The 19,997-nt window shown below is 60.9% G+C and carries 17 protein-coding genes; 5 read left to right on the top strand and 12 right to left on the bottom strand.

What is annotated here, in order from left to right:
• Nucleotide 1 precedes the first annotated feature (1 nt).
• From PSCI_RS16895 to PSCI_RS16880, 4 genes are all read left to right on the top strand, one after another.
• Entirely contained in the window at nt 2-367 is a 366-nt protein-coding gene (locus PSCI_RS16895; RefSeq protein ID WP_045489148.1) for a cupin domain-containing protein, read from the top strand.
• Nucleotides 368-800: 433 nt separating this feature from the next.
• Complete coding sequence (gene makB, locus PSCI_RS16890; protein ID WP_144403268.1) at nt 801-1,934, top strand: alpha-pore-forming cytotoxin subunit MakB; 1,134 nt, start codon at nt 801-803, stop codon at nt 1,932-1,934.
• 13 nt (nt 1,935-1,947) lie between these two features.
• The gene (gene makA / locus PSCI_RS16885) at nt 1,948-3,063 is read left to right on the top strand and encodes an alpha-pore-forming cytotoxin MakA (protein WP_045489142.1); all 1,116 of its coding nucleotides are present in this window, start codon (nt 1,948-1,950) and stop codon (nt 3,061-3,063) included.
• Between the two features lie 111 nt (nt 3,064-3,174).
• Nucleotides 3,175-4,278 carry a hypothetical protein gene (locus PSCI_RS16880; RefSeq protein ID WP_045489139.1) on the top strand — a complete coding sequence of 368 codons (1,104 nt, stop codon included), beginning with the start codon at nt 3,175-3,177 and terminating at the stop codon, nt 4,276-4,278.
• A gap of 178 nt (nt 4,279-4,456) precedes the next feature.
• Here the strand turns inward: PSCI_RS16880 and PSCI_RS16875 are convergent, their stop codons facing one another.
• The 4 genes from PSCI_RS16875 to PSCI_RS16860 form a co-directional block, all read right to left on the bottom strand.
• Nucleotides 4,457-4,846, bottom strand: coding sequence for a hypothetical protein (locus tag PSCI_RS16875; RefSeq protein WP_045489136.1), 390 nt, complete (start codon nt 4,844-4,846; stop codon nt 4,457-4,459).
• Nucleotides 4,843-5,178 carry a helix-turn-helix domain-containing protein gene (locus PSCI_RS16870; RefSeq protein ID WP_045489133.1) on the bottom strand — a complete coding sequence of 112 codons (336 nt, stop codon included), beginning with the start codon at nt 5,176-5,178 and terminating at the stop codon, nt 4,843-4,845. The genes PSCI_RS16875 and PSCI_RS16870 overlap by 4 nt, the downstream gene beginning before the upstream one ends.
• Before the next feature lie 127 nt (nt 5,179-5,305).
• Nucleotides 5,306-5,755 (bottom strand): YkvA family protein, encoded by a 450-nt coding sequence (locus PSCI_RS16865; RefSeq protein ID WP_045489130.1) that lies wholly within the window; start codon nt 5,753-5,755, stop codon nt 5,306-5,308.
• Between the two features lie 302 nt (nt 5,756-6,057).
• Nucleotides 6,058-6,819 carry an FKBP-type peptidyl-prolyl cis-trans isomerase gene (locus tag PSCI_RS16860; protein ID WP_045489127.1) on the bottom strand — a complete coding sequence of 254 codons (762 nt, stop codon included), beginning with the start codon at nt 6,817-6,819 and terminating at the stop codon, nt 6,058-6,060.
• A 599-nt stretch (nt 6,820-7,418) separates the two neighbouring features.
• Between PSCI_RS16860 and PSCI_RS16855 the strand changes: the two genes are divergently transcribed.
• Entirely contained in the window at nt 7,419-8,471 is a 1,053-nt protein-coding gene (locus PSCI_RS16855; RefSeq protein ID WP_045489125.1) for a tartrate dehydrogenase, read from the top strand.
• A gap of 115 nt (nt 8,472-8,586) precedes the next feature.
• On the opposite strand, the gene PSCI_RS16850 is transcribed toward PSCI_RS16855, so the two are convergent.
• The 8 genes from PSCI_RS16850 to PSCI_RS16815 form a co-directional block, all read right to left on the bottom strand.
• On the bottom strand, nt 8,587-9,804 hold the full coding sequence (locus tag PSCI_RS16850) for a dipeptidase (protein ID WP_045489122.1): 1,218 nt from the start codon (nt 9,802-9,804) through the stop codon (nt 8,587-8,589).
• 3 nt (nt 9,805-9,807) lie between these two features.
• A complete protein-coding gene (locus tag PSCI_RS16845; protein WP_084710001.1) occupies nt 9,808-12,147 on the bottom strand; it encodes a TonB-dependent receptor in 2,340 nt (779 codons plus the stop codon).
• 129 nt (nt 12,148-12,276) lie between these two features.
• Nucleotides 12,277-12,711, bottom strand: a complete 435-nt coding sequence (locus PSCI_RS16840) for a RidA family protein (protein ID WP_045489119.1) — start codon at nt 12,709-12,711, stop codon at nt 12,277-12,279.
• Nucleotides 12,712-12,713: 2 nt separating this feature from the next.
• Complete coding sequence (locus tag PSCI_RS16835; RefSeq protein ID WP_045489117.1) at nt 12,714-14,321, bottom strand: flavin monoamine oxidase family protein; 1,608 nt, start codon at nt 14,319-14,321, stop codon at nt 12,714-12,716.
• A gap of 15 nt (nt 14,322-14,336) precedes the next feature.
• Nucleotides 14,337-15,290, bottom strand: coding sequence for an ABC transporter substrate-binding protein (locus PSCI_RS16830; protein ID WP_045489114.1), 954 nt, complete (start codon nt 15,288-15,290; stop codon nt 14,337-14,339).
• A gap of 70 nt (nt 15,291-15,360) precedes the next feature.
• Nucleotides 15,361-16,131, bottom strand: a complete 771-nt coding sequence (locus PSCI_RS16825) for an amino acid ABC transporter ATP-binding protein (protein WP_045489111.1) — start codon at nt 16,129-16,131, stop codon at nt 15,361-15,363.
• Nucleotides 16,124-17,095, bottom strand: a complete 972-nt coding sequence (locus PSCI_RS16820; RefSeq protein ID WP_045489108.1) for an amino acid ABC transporter permease — start codon at nt 17,093-17,095, stop codon at nt 16,124-16,126. Before PSCI_RS16820 ends, PSCI_RS16825 begins: the two co-directional genes overlap by 8 nt.
• 44 nt (nt 17,096-17,139) lie before the next feature.
• Nucleotides 17,140-19,593 carry a TonB-dependent receptor plug domain-containing protein gene (locus PSCI_RS16815; RefSeq protein ID WP_084709999.1) on the bottom strand — a complete coding sequence of 818 codons (2,454 nt, stop codon included), beginning with the start codon at nt 19,591-19,593 and terminating at the stop codon, nt 17,140-17,142.
• Nucleotides 19,594-19,997: the final 404 nt, after the last annotated feature.

Genomic DNA, 19,997 nt, shown 5'->3' with positions numbered 1-19,997 from the left:
CATGACCCTGACCGTAATCAACAAAGATGTTCAACTCAGCCAGCTTGATGCCTGGGGCACCGTGGCTGATCTGGGTTCGCAGATTCTCGAAGGCGAGGTCAACGCCTTCGGCAAGATGACCTTCGGCGCCCCAACCGACCCGGTCAGCAGCGCCTACTTCGGCACCACCCAAGGCAAGTTCCGTATGGTCTACCCGTTCAACGAGCACGCCACCGTGGTTACCGGCGAGCTGGTACTGACCGACGAGAGCACCGGCCAGGTCAGCCGCTACAAGGCCGGCGACAGCTGGTTCGTGACCAAGGGCACGCCGGTGCTGTGGGAAGTGCTCAGCGAAAGTTTTGTGAAGCATTACTTCGCGGTGGCTTGATACGCATCGCCGATCAAAACCCGCCCGCCGCCCGGCACAGCGCTGTCGGGCAACGGCTTGCGGGGAGTTCCCGCCCGCCCGCGTTGTCGGCCACTCGCGCAGGACAATAAACAGAATCGAATTATCCCTGCCAGAACATCACGCAAGCCTATTGCACTATCGAATCGAGATCGCTTAGGCTGGCGAAGCGATGTTATTGCGCCACATATCATAATTTCGATATGCAAAGGATGATACGACGATGCTGGATGCAACCTTTCTCTCCCTCGCCGTGACCAAACCCACTTCACGCCCCTGCCTTATCGCCCTGCGAAATCATCGTTTATAAATGTGCAACATTTGCCGGTCTCGGCGAAGTGCTCAGGCCTGAAGTGTTCGGCTTGCCGGAATCGAAACTACTCTTTTTAATCTTTTAGGTCCGGGAGTGACGGCTGTGATCTATCCTCGTGTCGATCTGTTGAAGCAAACATTGACTGATGCTTTTGTTTCTTTTATTGAGCTGGATGCTTACAGCCATACGGTTACGACATTGACAGTAGGAAAGCTGATCAATGATCCGGACTGGCTGAGCGATGTAAGAAATCGTCTGGAACTGCTCAATCATACCGCACAGGAATGGCCGACATTAAAACCTGACTTTCTGGGAGGACTATTAAAGCAGTTCATCCAGTACGCTTCGTGTGTTTCCGGCGTGGAAGACATGATGCGGCTGGCTGTCGAGAACGAGCGCACGCAGTGGGTGGCTGTGCTGAACCAGGTTGTGATGCCACAACTGAACAAAGGCTTGCGCCAGGCCATTGAGTGCGAAGATAAAATCAAAGCGTTACGCAAGGAATTCAGTGCCGCGCACCATCGCCTCGATGAGAGTATCCAGGCTGGCTGGCGCTCGCTGGGAGCACAAGAGGCCAAGTCCAATGAGCTTGCGCAAAAAATGCAAGAACTACAGGACGCCCTGATCTCCCAACAGGAAAAACTCACCGTCGGTACGCTGAGCAAAACCAGCACCCTGGTCACCAACCACGGAAAGGTCATTTACAAACTGGTGGATATTCAAACATCCAATATTGATGCAGCGACCCGAGGCATCATGATGGGCGCCGCGATAGCCAACGGGATCTCGTACGTGGGTTTGACGCTTGCAGTGCTCACGGCCAGCTACGCGGTGTACGAAAACTGGGCGCGCTCGGAGCGAATCTACAAGTTACTGCGTGACATCAGCCAGTTACAAGTCAGCCTGGATCAAACCGCGCAGGCCCTGGCGGCCACCAAGAATGTGCTGAGTCTTCTTTATCGGCTCGAACGCGAGTTTCTGAGCATTGAAAACAAACTTCCAGCCATCACTCAGCTTTGGCGTGAAGAGACCAATACGGTGCGCCAGGTCATTGAAGCACTTAATGCCGGTGCCGACCCCGACGCTCACTTGTATTTATCCAATTACCAATTGGTGGCCGCTTCCTGGAAAAAACTGGAAGCCTATGCCAGCCACTTGGCGGGATTGAAAATTGATCGTGGACAAACCGTTGTCATTGAGCCTTTGAGTCAGAACATTTCATTAACTGCAGGTTAAAGAGGGTGCTTACATGGCTACGCAATCGCTGGTGAAAAATACCCAGGCTGTATCGGGTAAGACCCAAGCCGCTTTTTTCAGTCTCAATCTGATTACCCAAGCCTGTCACGGCGTGCTCAATACGCACATCGAAACTCCGGAAAAGCACTACAACTGGTTCAATGGTCTGTCCAAGTCTCTGGATCAAGCCAAACTGAACGCTCAGGAGTGGATCGACGATCTGGCTCCCGAACTCACCGGCGGTGTGCCGCTGCAAGTCATTGACTTTGGAACCACCTTCGACTCGGTGATGGGGCTTATCGTCAAGCAGGTCGAGTCGAACCCTTCAGCGATGGGGGCCAGCGATCCAACAGTGGTGAAGATTTCGCTGCTGGTGAAAATGCTCAACGACGAAGTTCAGGAGGCTATTCACAAAGCGGATACAACCGCCGAGCGTCTGCGCGCCTGGGGTAACAAGATGCAGCGTTCGCACAATGAATTGGTATCAAGTGTCAGCAGCATTCAAAACGCGGAAACCGAGCTGCTGGGTCATGTACAAGAGTTGAATGCTGCAATCAGTGGATTGAACGCCATGATCGCAGCCGAGAATCGGCAGATCGCCTATGAAGCCGCCGGCCTTGGCGTCTCCCTGTTTGTCGGGGTCATCGCCCTGGCACTGGCGCCGATCAGTTTAGGCTGGTCCCTGACCGTCGGCGTCCCTGCCCTCATTGGGGCAGGTGCAAGCATTACCCTGTGGGCATTAACCCAGAGCAAGATCAACGATCAAATGAAAGAGATCACCAAGAAGCAGGCGCAACTTTCGGCTGATCAAAGACAAATCGTAGCTTTGCATGCTCTGTCCATGGCAACGACGCAGGCCAAAGAGCATGTCAAGACATCGCTGGACGCACTGTCCGACCTCAGGACCATCTGGAGCATTTTCGCTGGAGAGCTCAAAGGCGTCAGTGAAAAACTCGAAAAGGCAGAGCTGAGCGTCAGTGCAATTATCCAGGGGGCTTTCGCGTCCTCGGCCAGCAAGGAATGGCAAGCGGCAACCAAAATGGCCGAGCAATTAGCCATGGCCGATGTCCAGGTTGCAGTAGGCGAGATGAAAGTTGGCGGTGAAGTTGCCAACATCCAGGCAGCCTGAATCGGCAAAAGCCAGTGCCCGGTTGCCGAACATCGTTGAACAGCACCGGGCATTTCAGAACAGAATGGTGGCTCCTGGAACGAGGAGCCGCTGCTCTCGGAGCAAGCAATCATGATGTCTTCTCCAGGTCAGCAGAATCTTGTCGACGCTTATATCTCGTTCCTGGCATTTGATGGCTACGCCAGTGCGCTGACGGATCTGTCGAGGCCCCATCCGCCTCATTCGTCCCCGTCGCTGCAGGCGGTGAGTGAAGTCACCAACGCGCTGATCGAAACAGCCCAGCAATGGACCTCACTCAAGGCGACCCTGGCATCGCAGATGCTTAGGCCGTTCATCACCTATTCGACGTGCGTGGCGGGGGTCGACGCCGTGCGGGCAGCGCTCGCGCACGACCCCGGGCAATGGGCCGCGGTACTTGAGCAAGTGCTGGTATCGCAGCTTGATGAGGCTTGCAGCCAGGCCGTTGAATATCAGCGTCGCACGCAACAGCTGTCACACCTCATCACCGGGCCGCTTGAGCGCCTGGCAGGTTCAATCGCCGATGCCCTGCAAACATCTCAGGCGCAACGCGAACAGGCCCATGAGCTGGCCCAGAAATATCAACAACTCGAAGACGCGCTGCGCGCCAGCGGCGGGGAACCGTTCACAGGCCTTGATCCGGATCGGCACTTGATCATTGAGCGTGTCAGCATGGTTTATCGACGTGCACTGCAACACGGCGACTCATCAGTTGAAAGTGACAGTGAGATTGCCGACACAAACTTTCTGGCAGAGCCCGTTCTTGAGCTTACATTCCCGCTTCTGGGTGCGTGGCCAGCTGAGGAGCACAAACGGGACCTGGCAGCCATAACGCAGTCCATGCAAGCCGTTCGGGAGCTTCAAAGCAGGCAGAGCATACCGGTACAAGAACTGGCGATTGCCAGCGCGGTTGTTGCTCACATGCAAAATGCCAAGCGTTGCTTGATCCAATTGCTCGATTGCCAGCAAGCGCTTGGGCATTTCTGGAGCGAGCAACGTACCACGGTAAAACAGGTTATCCAGACCTTGCAGGCTGGCATTGATGCCAGCAATCATCTTTACCTGGCGAACTTCACTGCTGTGATAAACAGCTGGTCCGCCCTGGAAGCCACGGTCAACGAGTTGATGTCGTGGAAGATCGACAGAAGCAGGGCTGTCAGGGTCGACCCTTTAAACGACGCGGTTACAGAGCACTGATGCCAGATCTCAAGCTCAACAGCGTCAAGGTCTGGCCCCAGCAAATGCCCGTGGCAGGCAGCAACGGCTCGCGACCGGGCCGGTAAAACCTGCACATCTGCTGTGGATGTCCCCTGCATTCGCCAGCAGAACTTCCCACAAAGACCGCGCCGACCTTAACTGATCGGCATTAACCCTACTAACCTTTGGCCGCCAACTGCTCGCGCTCAGGCTGCGAGTAGGCGAACTCGAAAACCCGCACCACTTCCGAGGCATGCCAGGCGGCCGCAGCGGTGCCGTCAGACGGCCCGGAAAAACGCCCCAGACGCTCGGCGCATTCGAAGAAACCAGGGCGTGGCAGGCGGCTGGCGCCCTGGCTGATGACCAGTGAACTGCGCAATGGCTGCTCGGCCTTGGCGTCCAGGGTGGCAAGGTATTCCAGCGCGGCGCTCAAGGTTTGCATCGCCGGGGTTGGCAGTTGCAGGCGTTCGAGCAAGGCACGGTAAGTGACCAGATGACGCTGACGACGGGCCTGATCAAGCTCGCTCAGCAGCTGTTCCCAGTGCTGGCGGCTGATACGCACGCTCATGAGTCACCCCGCCAACCGGCTACCCCCAGATGCCACGCCAGGCTGCGCTTGATGGCTGCGTCCGGCTCACGGGTGCCGTTTTCGATCAGCTCCAGATAGGAAGGGCTGACCCCCACCGAACGGGCCAGCCCCGCCAGTTCCAGGCCTTTGGCCTGACGCAGCGCAGCAAGCTGGTCGAAACCGGGCAATGGTTGGGGCTCCTGCGGGGTCTCGACCACCTGACGGGCCGGTGCTTGAGCCAGCCCGGCGGCTTTCAACAGTGCCTGGTACTGGCCCCAGGGCAGTACGGCGTACTCGGGTTCGCCGTCACGTGAGATGACTTGAAGATCCATACGACCCCCTGTACTGGATAAGGACTTATTTCGAAAAACAATGATGTCGTTATCTTAACAGTGCTTTATGGGTCGTTGCCCACCTGCAAGGCCGGCAGATTCGCTTAAAGTCGGCCGATTTGCGGGATCAGATGCCTTTTTCGCGCTCCAGCAATGCTTCACTGGCAGGCAGCCGCTCGACGACTACCAGTTTCTCCACCGGCTGAGACTCACGCCAGGCACGGAACGCATCGAGTTCGTCAGTCAGGCTTTTCATGACCCAGGCCAGTACCGCAACGTCATCGAACATCCCCAGGCCCGGAATAAAGTCAGGGATCGCGTCCAACGGGCTGAGAAAGTACATCAGGCCGGCGACGATAGACAAAATGGCCTTGGGGCTTATGTCGCGGTACTCGCCACGCCAGTAGGCCAGGCACAGGGCCTGCAGCAGACGCAGATCGTCCTTGATGCGCCCCAGCCGGCTGCCCTCGCTGGAGCCTTTGCGGGCAACGGCAAACAGCAATGCCGGTAAACGCCCTGCGGCCAATAGGCGGCGGGCACCAGGCAGGAAACGGAGAAAAGTCCAGGGGGCTTTCATGATCACTCCGATACGAAAGATTTATGGCAGTCATGTTATCCACATAAATTGTGGATAACCTTGTGAACAGCCGCGCTTTTCAGGCCTGAGCGCCCCGTGCCACGGGGGCCTGACTCAAATCGGGCGTTTTTTGGCCACCTGAAAACTCCTGTTAAATCGGTGACATGGCGCAGTGTAGCGCTCACCTGATTGTCCGACAAAGCTCACTGCCCGGCCTGATAGTGAGACTTCACACAGGATAAAGCGTTCGACCGGATACAAAAACGCCTGCGGTGCAGGGCGTTTTTGCTGACATGCCGCAATTACTTCTTGGCAGGTGCCTCAGCCGGTGCGGCCTCTTCTTCTTCGTCAGGCAGGGCCGGCGCTGCGGCCGGGTCCTTGATGCCCATCAGTTCCAGGTCGAAGACCAGTACCGAGTTGGCCGGAATCAACGGGCTCGGGCTCTGGGCACCGTAAGCCAGCTCAGCCGGGATGTACAGTTTGATCTTTTCGCCAACGTGCATCAGTTGCAGGCCTTCGACCCAGCCTGGAATCACACCGCTGACCGGCAGGTCGATCGGGCTGCCGCGCTCTACAGAGCTGTCGAACACTTTGCCGTCGATCAGTTTGCCTTCGTAGTGAACAGTCACCACGTCAGTTGGTTTGGGTTGAGCACCGTCGGCCTTTTTGACGACTTCGTATTGCAGGCCGGAGGCTGTGGTGGTCACGCCAGATTTCTTGCCGTTTTCTTCGAGGAATTTCTTGCCGGCTGCTGCGGCTTCTTCACTCTGCTTGGCCAGGCGCTCTTCAGCGCGTTTTTGCAGGGCAGCGAAGGCTTCGATCAGCTCTTCGTCTTTGAGTTTCTGGTCTTTCTTGCCGATGGCGTCTTCGATACCCAGGGCTACGGCCTTGGAGTCGAGGTCGTCCATGCCTTCCTGTGCCAGGCTTTTGCCCATGTTCAGGCCGATGCCGTAGGAGGCTTTCTGGGCCGGGGTTTTCAGCTCGACGGTACTGGCTTGTTTGTCACAACCTGCGAGTACCAGACCAACCAGGGCAATCGCCGCTGCCAACCGATGCTGTTTCATGCTGTTTCCTTGTTCATGCGCCGAAAGGGCAAACGAGTAAAGCCGCGAGCTTATCAGGCCGCCGCGATCAATGGCTACCGGCATCAGAGGCGCAAAACCCTAATAAGTTCAGGGAGGTAGGGACAAGCTCGGCGCTGGGTGATGACTGTTCAGGGGTTGTTCAGAACTGTCGCCGGGCTTGATGGCTGCGGTGGGGCCTGCTTTAGCCTAAATACGGGTCAGCCAGACCGCTGGGAGCAGCCGGCAGCGCTCCGGTTACAAACCAAGACGACGACCCATTCGCAGCAGATGCTGTGACGTTACCGGCCTCTTCGTCGGAATACCGCCCAGACCAACGTCGCTCCTACAGTGGCAATCGGCGGCTAAGTGGACAGTATGGCGCGTGATGCGCTGCATGGATTAATCCCGCAGCTAATCGGGCTGCGCGCTCTGCCCTGACGGCAGGTGCCGATGAGCGCTTGAACTCATGAAATAAAGTTAATTATGTTGTTATTTTGAGTGAATCATAAATCCCAATTCACCACTTACACTCGGTTCCACACCTTGTCGGCCATTCGGTGGCGGCAGGCACGATTGATTATCCAGCGTGGAGTTGAGTCATGAGCACTTACAAGATTGCAGCGGTACCGGGTGATGGTATTGGCGTGGAGGTGATTGCCGCCGGGGTCGAGGTGTTGCAGGCGTTGGCAGCAAAATCCGGCTTTGAGTTGAAGTTCGGGCATTTCGACTGGAATTCGGACAATTACCTGAAGAACGGTTTTTATATTCCTGAAGGCGGTCTGGACGAGCTGAAGACTTTCGATGCGATTTTCTTCGGCGCCGTGGGCGCGCTGAATGTGGCCGATCACATTTCGCTGTGGGGGCTGCGGCTGCCGATTTGCCAGGGTTTCGATCAGTACGCCAATGTACGGCCAGCGCGGGTGCTGCCGGGGGTCAAAAGTCCGCTGCATAATGGTCATGAGATCGACTGGGTGGTGGTGCGCGAGAACTCCGAGGGCGAGTATTCCGGCAATGGCGGTCGGGTACACCGCGGCCTGCCGGAAGAGGTCGCTACCGAGGTGTCGGTGTTTACCCGGGTCGGTGTCGAGCGGATTCACCGGTTTGCCTTCGAACTGGCCCGCAGCCGCCCGCGCAAGCACCTGACGCTGGTCACCAAGTCCAATGCCCAGCGTCACGGCATGGTGCTGTGGGATGAAGTGTTCTTTGAGGTGGCCAAGGACTTTCCGGATGTGCGGATTGATAAGGAACTGGTCGATGCCGTCACCACCCGCATGGTGCTCAAGCCCGGCACCCTGGATGTGATCGTCGCCACCAATTTGCACGCTGACATTCTTTCCGATCTGGCCGCGGCGTTGTCTGGCAGCCTGGGGATTGCGCCGACGGCCAACCTCAATCCCAATCGCAGTTTTCCGTCGATGTTCGAACCGATCCATGGCTCGGCGTTCGACATCACCGGCAAGGGTGTAGCCAACCCCATCGCCACGTTCTGGACCGCCGCAATGATGCTGGAGCATCTGGGCGAGGCAGCGGCGGCCAGGACCCTGATGTCGGCCATTGAGGCGGTGACCGAGAGTGGCCTGCATACCCCGGACCTGGGCGGTACCGCCACCACGCGCCAGGTAACTGACGCAGTGCTGGCGCTGATCAAGTAGGAGCGACCCTGGTCGCGAAGAGGCCAGTAAAGACACTACATCTGCGGTGAATGTGCCGCCGTCTTCGCCAACAAGCTGGCTCGCACCGGTCCACGGGCCCCGCGTCGGCGGCACCTCAGTGCGGTGCCGCATCCTGCGCCGCTTGCAGCACCCTGAGCAGGTTCTCGCCCCAGATATTGGCCAGATCCTGCTCGCTGTAGCCAGCCTGCAGCAGTCGCTCGCTGATGCGCGGCAGCAGGCTGACGTCTTCCAGCCCCTCCACTCCACCGCCACCGTCCCAGTCGGCGCCGATGCCGACGTGTTCGGGGCCGACCACTTTGAGGATGTGCAGCACGTGGTTCATGAACACATCCAGGTCCGGCCTTGGCTGGGGGTAACGCTGCTTGACCGCAGCGATCTCGGCTTGTAGCGCCTTGACCTCATCGGGGTTCAGCGCGGCGAGGTTGTTGTAGCGGGCGTACAGCGGCGCCAAGGCCTTTTGCCGCTCCGGGTTGGGCTTTAGCGGGATCAGATAGTCGCCGTAGCTATTGACCTGCACTACCCCGCCCTTGGCCGCCAGCGCACGCAGGCGCTCATCGTCGAGGTTACGCGGGTGCGGGCTGACCGCCTTGGCGCTGGTGTGTGAGGCGATGACCGGGGCTTTGGACAAGGCCAGGACCTGATCGAACACGGCATCGGAAGCATGCGAAACATCCAGCAAAATACCCAGCCGGTTGGCGGCGGCGACCAGCTCGCGGCCCTTGGGGCTCAGACCTTTCCATTCCGGCAGCGCAGTGGCCGAGTCGGCGATTTCGTTGGTGCTGAAGTGCACTAGGCCGAGCATGCGCAAACCCTGTCGGTAGTAAGTGTTCAGCAGTTGCGGATCGGAGCCCAGCGGGTCGGCGTTTTCCATGCTGATGAACACCACCCGCTTGCCCTCGGCGGCGATGCGCCGCGCATCGGCGGCAGTCAGTGCCAGCTCGAAGCGCTCCGGCGCACGGCTGATCAAGTCCTTGATCCGCGCCAGCACCGACAGGCCGTAGTTGCTGGCGTAGGCCCGCCCGGCTTCGGTACGCGGTCCGGGCGGGGTATAGATGACCCAGAAACCACCATCCAGGCCGCCGTCGATCATGCGTGGCAAATCGACCTGACTGCCGTCGTCCTTGTAGCTGTGACGCGCCAGGATGTCCCAGCCAGGGCGCAGGAAATTCAGCGGCGTATCCAGATGGCTGTCGAGCACCAGCAAGCGCTGATGCAGGGCCAGGGTCGAGGCGCGGACCTGCTCGTCGGCCTGCGGGCTCAGGCTGAGCAGGGTCAGTGCGAGACCCGATAAAGCGGCAGCAAGTCTGTTCATGGTTCAGAACTCCGCGCTCAGGGTGGTCTGGAAGGTGCGCGGCGAGCCGGGACGGTAGGAAGCCGGCCCGGTGGTACTGGTCAGGATGTAGCCCAGGTAATCCTTGTCGAACAGGTTGTCGACGTTGAAGCGCAGCTTGACGCCCTTGAGCGGGCCGTAATGCAGGTCGTCGCGGCCCAGGTCCAGATAGGCGTTGTACAGGGTGTAACCGGGCACCGATTCGCTGTTGGTGAAGTTGCTGTAGCGCGAGCCGATGTGCCGGGCGGTGAAATTCAGTACCGCCCAAGGGGTGATTTCGTAGGTGACACCGGCCTGCGCCAGCCAGCGCGGGCTATCGGGCACCTCGTTGTCTTTCAGCGCCAGGCCGGCAGCGTCATCCTTGAAACGCGCCACGTTGTAGCTGACGCTGCCGTTGAGCACCACCTTGTTGGCGAGGACCGGCGGTTTCCACTGGCCGCTCAGCTCGGTGCCGTAGGCCTCGGCCTTGCCGACGTTCTGGTAGAACGTCTCGGTGGTGGTACTGCCCGGCACGATGGCGGCAAACGACTGCAGGCGGTTGTCAAACTCGGTACGGTACAGCGCCCAGGCAGCGTTGAAGGTCGGGTAATTGAGGCGGTAGCCAACCTCGTAGTTCTTCGACGTCTCGGCCTCGGGGGCCGGAACGTTGGGGCTGGCGGCGCGATATACATCATCGGCGCCACGTGGCAGGGCGAGGTTTTCCGAGTACGAGGCAAACAGCTGCGAACTGGCAGTCAGGTCATAGACGATACCGGCCTGGGGCAGAAAGTTGTCGCGCCAGGTGGTGCCCAGCCGGGGCTGACGGTTGGCGATGTAATCGCCGGCATTGCGGTAGCCTTCGACCCGATAATCCAGGTCCAGACGCTTGAAGCCATACTGCAGGCGCAGACGGTCGTCGAACAAGGTCCAGGTATCCTTGATATGCAGTTGCAGCGAGTCGCGGGTCGAGCTGAAGTCGCCTTGCAGATGCACCGGCTCATTGATCAACCGGTAACCGGCCGGGCTGCCATCGGTCAGGTTGTAGCGCGCCTGCAAGCGGTTGAACACGTCCTTTTCAGCCCAGATACCAGCCTCGATGGCGTGCTGACCGACATGCCAGGTGAAGTTGCTGCTGGCCCCATAGCGGTGACCGCTCAAGGCCGACAGGCCGTACTGGATACCTCGCGGTGCCGACAATCCCGGCACGCTGGCGACCTGAGCGTTGTGCAGCGCGAGGGAGGTGGCGTAGGCCTCCGGCGACACGCCAAAGCCCTTCTTGTCTTCGTAATAGACGCTGGTGGTGTTGTCCAGGTTGTCGCTGAGCGCAAAGCGCCCGTTGAGGCTGTACAGCGTGTCACGCCGCTGGTTGATCGCAGTCTTGTAGTACTGGTTGTAACCGGCATTGCTGTACTGCACCCCCGCCGTGCTCGGCGGCAGGTTCGGCAACTGGCCCAGATAGGCAAAGTCGCGCCCCGACCGGCCAAAAGCGTCACCGGCCGTGCCCCGGTACTGCGCCTGAGTGATCGATGGCGAGTCGTAGTCGAAGAAGTCGTTATGCACCACGCGAAACTGCAGGTCATTGCCGTCGCCGAACTGATAACGCAGCTTGGCTTCGATGTGCTCCCGGTCAATGGTGCCCGGTCCGCGCCACAGGTCACCGTCGATCTTCGAACGGCTCAGGTACGCCGACAGGCCGTTGTATTCGCCGGTATTGACCTTGATAAAACTGCGCCGCAGGCTGTCGCTGCCCAGCGTGTAGGAAGTGCTCAGCCCTGCCTCCTTGCTCGGATTGACCGTCACGTAATCCACGTAAGGCCCCAGCGAGGCATAGCCCGGTTGCGACACATCGCCTGCGCCGGTGGAGGCTGTCACCCGTTGGGTGTTCTCGTTATCCACGTAGCGATAAATCGGGCTGCCACCAAACTGATCGGTGCGGCCCAACGGTACGCCATCGATGGAAAAACCGATCTGCTGGAAGTTAAAGGCGCGCACAAACACCGAGTTGCCGAACTCGTAGAGGCCCAGTGCGTCATTGACCTGCACATTGAAACCCGGCAGCGATTCAAGCATCTTCAGCCCCGAGGTGCCGGCCGGTGCCGAGAGCAACGCCTGATGGGAGATCGACACGGTATTGCTGATCTTATCGGTGCCGATCGCCTCGTCGGCCTCGGTCACCCGGGCGCCGACCACCTGAACCTTGTCCAGTTGCGTATCACTGCCGCTGCCCTGACCGGGCGGCGCCGCCTGGGCGCTCATCGCCAGCAGCAAAGCGCTGCTCAGTGAACTCAAAACCCACGGCCGTGGTGATGCGAACCGGCCCGGTACTGCTGCACGCTGTCTGCTCATAACGTTTCCTTGTCGGCTTTATTGCAGGTGCACGAACCCGCGCCAGGGTCTGTCCCCGGTGGTCGGTCTGTGGCTGGAATGGGATCAACAGGAATCGGGCGGCGCTGCGCCCGATTCAGCGAAGCGGCGTCAGACGGCTCTGGCAGCGACGGCTTCAACTTCGATCAGCGCGCCGGGCAACGGCAGGCCGGCGACCTGCAAGGCGGTGCGGGCCGGTTTATTGGGCTGCTCCTGAGTGCCGAAAAACTGCGTGTAGCCGGCCTGCAAGCCGGCGAAGTCCAGGCGGCCGCCGGTTTCTTCGGTGCCCAGCAGAAAGACCCGCAACTGCACGATGTCACCCAGGTCCAGGTCCTGTTGACGCAAGATGTTGCGCAGCTTGTTGAACACCGAAACCGTCTGTACTTCGGTGTTGCCATAGGCTGCCGGGGTGCCCGGCGGTGCGTCGGGGTTGGCGACGTCCGGCAAGGTGCCGCTAACGAAGATCAGGCTGGCCGAGGCCGGCACGGTGACGGTCTGGGAGATCGGAAAGGTGCCAACGGAGGTGCGTTGAATGCTGTCGCTCATGGTCATGCTCCTGGATTGATGTGTTCGTTAAGTACACCGGCCTGGGCCTTCTGGCGCTGCTCGATAACCCGCTCGGCCAGTCGCGCAACCGCATGGCGGGCCGAGTTGGCGGCGGACTCCTGCCAGATGCCGACGCCGCTCTGCACCAGCCCGTCGCCGGCGAAGTACACCCGGCCATGGGGCTCTTCGAGCAAGGCGCTGGCCTGGGCGGCAAAGCGGTCGCGTTCCAGCCATGGGCCTTCGCTGAACGGAATCTGTTCCCAGGACACCGCCAGCGGGTGGCGCAGTTGGGTTGAGTAACCCGGATGCAACAACTCCACGGCCTCGCTGGAGGCGCGAAACTGCGCATCGAACGGCTGCTCACCGAACGCCTGGGCATCGTCGCCGGTGACATAACCGGCCACCACCAGGCCCTCGCGGGTATTAAGGTCGTTGCTCGGGTACCAGAGCAGCCGGGCCGGGTGCTCGACCCACGACAGGCCGCCGTAGATCCGGTAATCGGTTTCCCAGAAGCGCGGCGACTGCCAGGCCACCTTGGTCGCCTTGCCGTTGGGCGCTTCACGCAACGCGGCTTTGACCGGCTCGCTGAAGTCGGTGTCGAGCCGCGCCAGCAGCGGCAGTGGAATGGTCGCCACCAGATAATCGGCGCGCTCGACCTGCTCCAGGCCGCTCTGGTGGTCGTGCCAGGTCACCGCCACGCCATCGTCGAGCTGACGAATCCGGCGCACTTCAGCCCCCAGTTGCACCTGTTCGCGCAGGCGCTGGTAAAACGCATCGGTGATGCGGTCCATGCCGCCGACCGGCTGGAACATGGTTGCCGAAAACTCGGGGAACTCACTGTGCAGCAAGGCGCCCCACAGTTCAGGGTGCAACAGCCGCTCCAGGCTCACCGGGCTCAGGCTGCCTGGCAAGGCACCGGGATGCGCTTGCGATTCGCCATGTCCGGAACGGAGGCTGCCTTCATAGGCCAGTTCCTGCGACAGGTCGCCATACACCTGCAAGAACCCCAGCAAGCGGGTCCGCTCCTCAGCGCTGAGCACATCGTCCAGGGCGTCACGCTTGACCGCCGTGGCCAGCAACCCGGCCAGATGACCGCGGGCATCGTTGATCGCCTGGCCGACGGTGAATGCTGGCTGGGCAAGGTCCGGGCGTACCTGAGCACCGTGGCTGCTGTTGACCAGCACTTCCAGCGGCACACCCAACTCGGCGCAGTAATCCAGCAGCGTGCGATGCTGGCTGGGAATCCGCGCAGGGCCTGCATTGAAATACAGCCCCTGATCAAACTGTACCGTCTGGCTGCGGCCATCGCGGTAATCGACCCGGTCGCCGTTGCGCAGCGTCCAGGTGCGCCCGCCGACCCGCTCACGGGCTTCGAGCAGCTTGACCCGAAAGCCTGCGCGGCGCAGTTCCAGGGCGCTCACCAGGCCGGCGATCCCGGCGCCGAGCACCAGCACGCTGGCGCCCTGCCCGGCGTCCGGCTTGAGCTGCAGCGGTTGCGGCCGGCGGTGCGAAGACGGTCCCAGGCCCAGCGCCGCCAGCGCCTCACGGGCGGCGTTGTCACCGCCGACCGCAGCAATGGTCGACAAGGCTTCACGTCGAGTCAGTGTCATGTGTGCGCTCCTTTATCAGTCCGGCAGGCCCGGTGGGTTGATCAGTGATTCGTCGACCCGCTCGACATCCAGCCCCCAGCGCGCCAGCACCTGCGCGTACTGGCCGCCGGCAATCACCCCTTGCAAGGCACTGTGGATCGGCGTTACCAGGCCGTTGTCCTTGCGGGTCGTCACGGCGATATCGGCCTGCAACGGCCAGCCGCCGTTGACCACCCCCACCAGCCGCGTGCCACCGGTCAACGCCGCCGAATAGGCACCGGTGGCATTGGGCGCAAAGGTCGCGTCAGCGCGCCCGGACTGCACCGCCAGTTGCGCCGAGGCGTTGTCGTCGTAGTACAACAACAGCGCCGGCTTGATCCCGGCCTTTTCATTGGCCTGGTTCCAGGCCAGCAAGACCTTCTCCTGGTTGGTGCCGGAGCCGACGATGATCTTCAGCCCGGCAATGTCTTTGGCCTCTTTGATCGACTGAATCTTGCTGCTGCTCTTCACGTAGAAGCCCACCACGTCGCGGCGGTAGGTGGCAAAGTCAAAGCGTTTTTTGCGCGCTTCGGTCACCGTTACATTGCTGATCACCGCATCGTATTTGCCGGAGCTGACCCCCAGCGGCCAGTCTTCCCAACTGCTCTGCACCACATTGAGTTGCAGACCCAGGCTGTCGGCAATCAACTGCGCGGTGTCGGCCTCACTGCCAATCGTGGTCTTGTCATCGGAGGCCAGCAGGGCCAGCGGCGGACTGGCGGTGCCAGACACCGCAACGGTGAACTTGCCCGGCTGGGCGAACTTGAAGCCCGGCGGGATCTGCGCAATCGCAGCCTCGTTGCGCGGCGCATGAATGCGTTCGCGATTGGGGCTCAGGTCGAATTTGACCACCTTGACGCCGGCGGCATTGTCGGTCACGGCCAGGGCGGGCTGGCCTGCGCTGACAGCCAGGGCCAGCAGGGCGATGCGCGCGGTGTTGGTGAACTTCATAAAGCGCTCCTTGATAGATGGGGTTCGCGGCTCAAGCCGCTGCTGCGCGTGCAACGCGGCATAAGCAAGCTCATAAAACCTTGCCGAAAAAGGCGGCGGTGCGTGGGTGGCGCGGATTGTGGAAGATCTGCTGCGGCGGGCCTTGCTCGACCAGTTGTCCGTCGCAGAGGAACACCACATGGTCGGCCACCTCACGGGCGAAACCGATCTCGTGGGTCACCACCACCAGCGTTGTGCCGAGGCTGGCGAGGTTTTTGATCACCTCCAGCACCTCGCCGACCAGCTCCGGGTCCAGCGCCGAGGTCGGCTCATCGAACAGCAGCACCTTGGGGTCGAGGGCCAGCGCCCGGGCGATGGCCACCCGTTGCTGCTGTCCGCCGGACAGTTGCCGTGGGTAGGCCTCGGCGCGTTCGGCCAGACCAACCCGGGCCAGTAGCTCCACCGCCCTGTCGCGGGCCTGGGCCTTGCTCCAGCGACCATGGGCCAGCGGCGCCTCGGCGATGTTTTGCCAGGCGCTAAGGTGCGGGAACAGGTTGAAGTTCTGGAACACGAAGCCGACTTCGGCACGGCGCTTGAGAATCTCGCGCTCTTTGAGTTCGAACAGCTGGTCGCCCTTGCGCCGGTAACCGACGTACTCACCGTCGATGGTGATGTGCCCGCTGTCGATCTTTTCCAGATGGTTGATGGTGCGCAGCAGGGTTGATTTGCCCGAACCGGACGGTCCGAGAATCACCGTGACCTTGCCCGCCTCGATGTCCAGATCAATGTCCTTGAGCACCTGCTGGGCGCCGTAGGACTTGCCGACGTTGTGGATGCGGATATGCCCGCTCGCTTCAGCCATGGCGGCGCACCTCGACCCAGTTGATCAGCCGCTGCAACGGCGTGGGCGGCAGCACCCGGCTGGTGCCACGGGCGAAGTAACGCTCGATGTAATACTGCGCGATGGTCAGCAGCGTGGTGATGATCAGGTACCAGACCGTGGCCACCATCAGCAGCGGAATCACTGCCTGGGTGCGGTTGTAGATGACCTGCACGGTGTAGAACAGCTCGGGCAAGGCCAGCACGTAGACAATCGAGGTGCCCTTGACCAGGCCGATGATCTCGTTGAACCCGGACGGCAGGATCGAGCGCAGGGCTTGCGGCAGGATAATCCGAAAGATCCGCCGGTGGGCGGGCAGGCCCAGCGCTGCGGCTGCTTCATGCTGGCCCTGATCGACACCAAGAATGCCGCCGCGAATGATCTCGGCGGTGTAGGCCGCCTGCATCATCGACAGGCCCAGCACCGCCACGGTGAACTGGCTGAGCACGTCCACCGTCGACCACTCGGCCAGCACCAGGTCGGTCAACGGCACGCCGAGCACGATGCGCTCATACAGATAGGCAAAGTTGTAGAGGATGATCAGCACCAGCAGCGCCGGCATTGACCGGAAGAACCAGATGTACCCCCAGGCCAGAGTCGCCAGCAGCGGCGACTTCGACAGCCGCGCCAACGCAAGGCCAGTGCCGAGCACAATGCTGAACAGCGTGCTCAGCAGGGTCAGCAGCAGGGTCTGGCCGAGGCCGCGCAGCACCGACGGGGCAAAGAACCACTCGGCAAACACCCCCCACTCCCAACGCGGGTTGCTGACCAGTGAATGGCCGATGCCGAGCAGCACCACGGCGGCAAACAGGCTGCCGACCCAGCGCCAGGGATGACGCGCCGGGACAATCTGCAACGCGATGGACGGCGTGGTGCGGTGGGGCGCAGAGGCCCGGGCAACCCTGTCCTGTTCTTGCAGATCAAAGGGTTTGGCGATGGTAGGCATGTTCGATTCCTCGCAGGCAATGAGTGCGTGTCGTCAGGGGCGCGTCAAAAGGCATACGTCAGGCGCGTGTAGTAGTAGCCACCGGTAAAGCCGAACGGCGAGTAGGCGCCCCAGCTGCTGACCATGGTGCTGCTGGGCACCCCCTGTTTCTTGGGGTAGACGTCAAACAGGTTCTTGGCACCGACGGCCAGGTTGAGGTCCTGGGTGATGTCGTAGCCGACGTCCAGATCGGTGATCCACTTGGCCTGGTAGGTGCGATCCAGCGAGCGGTCGGCGGCTGAGTTGACCTCGGTGTACTTGCCGTAGCGGGTCAGGGTCAGATTGATGTTGAAGCGCTCGATCTGCCAGTCGCCGCTCAGGATCAGCTTGGTCTTGGGCTGTACCCCATCAATGAAATTGCGCGCCTGGCGATCCATCAGCGCGTACTGGGTGCCGAGGATGCTGGTCGAGTTGCGGTAGCTGAGGATTTCGGTGTCGTTGTAGTTGAACGCGGCGGTCCACTTCAACGCGCCCCAGCTGCCAGCGTCCTGGCTGTAATTACCGACCAGATCGATGCCCTTGGTGCGGGTGTTGGCGCCGTTGATGAAGTACTGGCCGCCGGAGGTAGAGTCGATGCCGTTATTGAGCAGCACCTGGGTCACTTCACTGCCGAGCAGGGTGTTGGTCAGGGTGATGCGGTCACGCACATTGATCAGGTAGGCGTCGGCGGTCAGGCTCAGCCGGTCAGTGGGCGTAAAGGTCAGGCCCAGGCTGTAGTTGGTCGACCGCTCAGGCTTCAGCGATGACGCGCCCAGCGCCTGCGCCGCGCCGGAATCCACCGGCAGCACGCCGTAGTTGATCGACTGATACACGCCGTCGACTACGCCATAAGTGGTCGAGCGCGCACTGAATAGGCTGTTGGCCAGCGACGGCGCACGGAAGCCATTACTCACCGTGGCACGCACCGCCAGTTGCGGGGTGAATTCATAGCGGGTGGTCAGCTTGCCGCTGCGCGTCGCGCCTACGCCCTGGTTGTAGTGTTCATAGCGAAACGCGCTGCCGACATACCATTGCGGTAACGGGTTGAAGCCGACATCGACATAACTGGCCACACTGTTGCGCGCCGCCTTGTCGGTCTGGTCCGGCGAAATACCGTTGGTGACCTGGGCGCCGGACGCGGCGCAGTTACCCGGCGCGACGCAATAACCGCCGTTGGCCCACGAGGCCCAGTCGCCCTCCTCGACCTCATAAGCTTCGCGGCGATGCTCCAGGCCCAGCGACAGGTCCAGCGGCTTGCTCAGGCCTACCTCGAAACCGCGCTTGAAATCCAGGTTGGTGGTCAGCTCGTTGGCGATCCAGGTCCCGGACTTGAACGAGTTGGGTGTTGCTTCGCCCAGCGACGGATTCTGGTTGTTCCAGGTGCCCTGCTCAGCCTCGTTGCGGCCAAAAGTGGTCGACAGGTCCCAATCCCACTCGCCGAGCTGGCCCTTGCCACCGAACGCGGCCTGAAAATCCTCTTCGTCGATGTACCAGGTCGGCACATAGCCGGCCGGGTAACCGTTGGGGCCGGTGCGAATGGTGTTGGTAATGGTCGGCAGGCGGAAGTTTTGCCCCTGCTCGGTCTTGCGCCGCGAGAAGGTGCTGAACGAATACAGGGTCAGCTCATCAGTGACCGGCAGCTCGGCGTTATAGGCCAGGGTCAGCAGATTGTTCTTCGGCGTGCCGTAGCCCCCGTAAGTGGATTTGCCGGCGCGGTCAAAGGCCTGCTCATAGGTGTAGCCGTTGGCGCTGGCCTTGTTGTCGTCGTTCTGGCTGCGCGCGTCGAGGGCCAGTTGCACGATCCCGCCATCACCGATTTCAAAGCCCTTGTTCAGGCTCTGCTGCACGGTCTGCTTCTTGCCGTCATAGCCGATACCGGCGTTGGTCACCGAGGTGCCGCTGGTGTCGGCCTTGAGGATCACGTTGACCACACCGGCAATCGCGTCGGAGCCGTACTGCGCGGCCGCGCCATCACGCAGCACTTCAACATGATCAATGGCGCTGATCGGGATCAGGTCCAGATCCGCCGGCGCGGCGCCGATGTTGATGCCGTTGATGTTCAGGGTCGCACTGGTATGGCGGCGTTTGCCATTGACCAGCACCAGCACTTGCGAAGCCGGCAGGCCGCGCAGGTTCGGTGCGCGGGACATCCCCGCGCCGTCCCAACCGGTCTTTTCCGGCAGGGTCAGCGACGGGATGGTCGCACTCAGGGCCTCCATCAACCCCGGTTTGCCGGTGGCCTGTAGTTGCCTGGCACTGACCACGTCGATAGGCACCGGGCTACTGGTCACGGTGCGTTGTTCAGTGCCACGGTTACCGGTGACCACCACGGTAGACAGCGCATCGGTCTGGCGTACCGGCACCTCTTGAGCCTGTACATTGCCAGCCAGCAGCACACTGCTGACCGCCAGGTACAACGGGTTGAACACAACTGAACGGCGCCATCCCTGTTTGCCGTTGCCTTGAATCACTTGCTCCATATTCGCTCCAGAACAAACGGCACTGCCGCCTGTGTTGCCAAATTGCGCAGTCGGGAAGTCACGCCGCCAATACGGCAACGTGATCTTTAGGGGTGGTATTAATAAAGCGGCGCAGCTCAGCCATGCAGAGCAGCAAGCATCAGCGCAAAGGCGAGCTTCAGCCGCTCAGGCCGGGTGGCGCGAGGCACTGGTGAATGGATTGGCAGCTCAAGGAGCGTCGTACAGGCAAACGAGGTGAAGAACTCGCTTGGGGGGACTGGATATGCAGCATGGGTCAAACTCCCTTCCAACATTTCTGCTTCAGGGATCAGTGGTCGATCACCCTGGCAGACCGTGCCGAATCAGGCGTTTGGCCTGGGTGGTTACGGTCTGCGACGCAGAATCTGAATCACATTGGGTACCAT

Origin of the sequence: Pseudomonas sp. StFLB209, assembly GCF_000829415.1 — a bacterium.
Lineage (GTDB): Bacteria > Pseudomonadota > Gammaproteobacteria > Pseudomonadales > Pseudomonadaceae > Aquipseudomonas.
Note: the sequence above shows the minus strand (reverse complement) of the source record. Positions and strands in the feature narration are given on the sequence as shown.

Bases quoted from the DNA above. Each gene is read 5' to 3' on its own strand.
- PSCI_RS16870 (WP_045489133.1), bottom strand. From the start codon at position 5,178: ATGGATCTTCAAGTCATCTCACGTGACGGCGAACCCGAGTACGCCGTA.
- PSCI_RS16865 (WP_045489130.1), bottom strand. From the start codon at position 5,755: ATGAAAGCCCCCTGGACTTTTCTCCGTTTCCTGCCTGGTGCCCGCCGC.
- PSCI_RS16825 (WP_045489111.1), bottom strand. From the start codon at position 16,131: ATGGCTGAAGCGAGCGGGCATATCCGCATCCACAACGTCGGCAAGTCC.
- PSCI_RS16815 (WP_084709999.1), bottom strand. From the start codon at position 19,593: ATGGAGCAAGTGATTCAAGGCAACGGCAAACAGGGATGGCGCCGTTCA.
- PSCI_RS16845 (WP_084710001.1), bottom strand. From the start codon at position 12,147: ATGAGCAGACAGCGTGCAGCAGTACCGGGCCGGTTCGCATCACCACGG.
- PSCI_RS16880 (WP_045489139.1), top strand. From the start codon at position 3,175: ATGATGTCTTCTCCAGGTCAGCAGAATCTTGTCGACGCTTATATCTCG.
- PSCI_RS16840 (WP_045489119.1), bottom strand. From the start codon at position 12,711: ATGAGCGACAGCATTCAACGCACCTCCGTTGGCACCTTTCCGATCTCC.
- PSCI_RS16860 (WP_045489127.1), bottom strand. From the start codon at position 6,819: ATGAAACAGCATCGGTTGGCAGCGGCGATTGCCCTGGTTGGTCTGGTA.
- PSCI_RS16875 (WP_045489136.1), bottom strand. From the start codon at position 4,846: ATGAGCGTGCGTATCAGCCGCCAGCACTGGGAACAGCTGCTGAGCGAG.
- PSCI_RS16850 (WP_045489122.1), bottom strand. From the start codon at position 9,804: ATGAACAGACTTGCTGCCGCTTTATCGGGTCTCGCACTGACCCTGCTC.
- PSCI_RS16835 (WP_045489117.1), bottom strand. From the start codon at position 14,321: ATGACACTGACTCGACGTGAAGCCTTGTCGACCATTGCTGCGGTCGGC.
- PSCI_RS16830 (WP_045489114.1), bottom strand. From the start codon at position 15,290: ATGAAGTTCACCAACACCGCGCGCATCGCCCTGCTGGCCCTGGCTGTC.
- PSCI_RS16820 (WP_045489108.1), bottom strand. From the start codon at position 17,095: ATGCCTACCATCGCCAAACCCTTTGATCTGCAAGAACAGGACAGGGTT.
- PSCI_RS16895 (WP_045489148.1), top strand. From the start codon at position 2: ATGACCCTGACCGTAATCAACAAAGATGTTCAACTCAGCCAGCTTGAT.
- PSCI_RS16855 (WP_045489125.1), top strand. From the start codon at position 7,419: ATGAGCACTTACAAGATTGCAGCGGTACCGGGTGATGGTATTGGCGTG.
- makA (WP_045489142.1), top strand. From the start codon at position 1,948: ATGGCTACGCAATCGCTGGTGAAAAATACCCAGGCTGTATCGGGTAAG.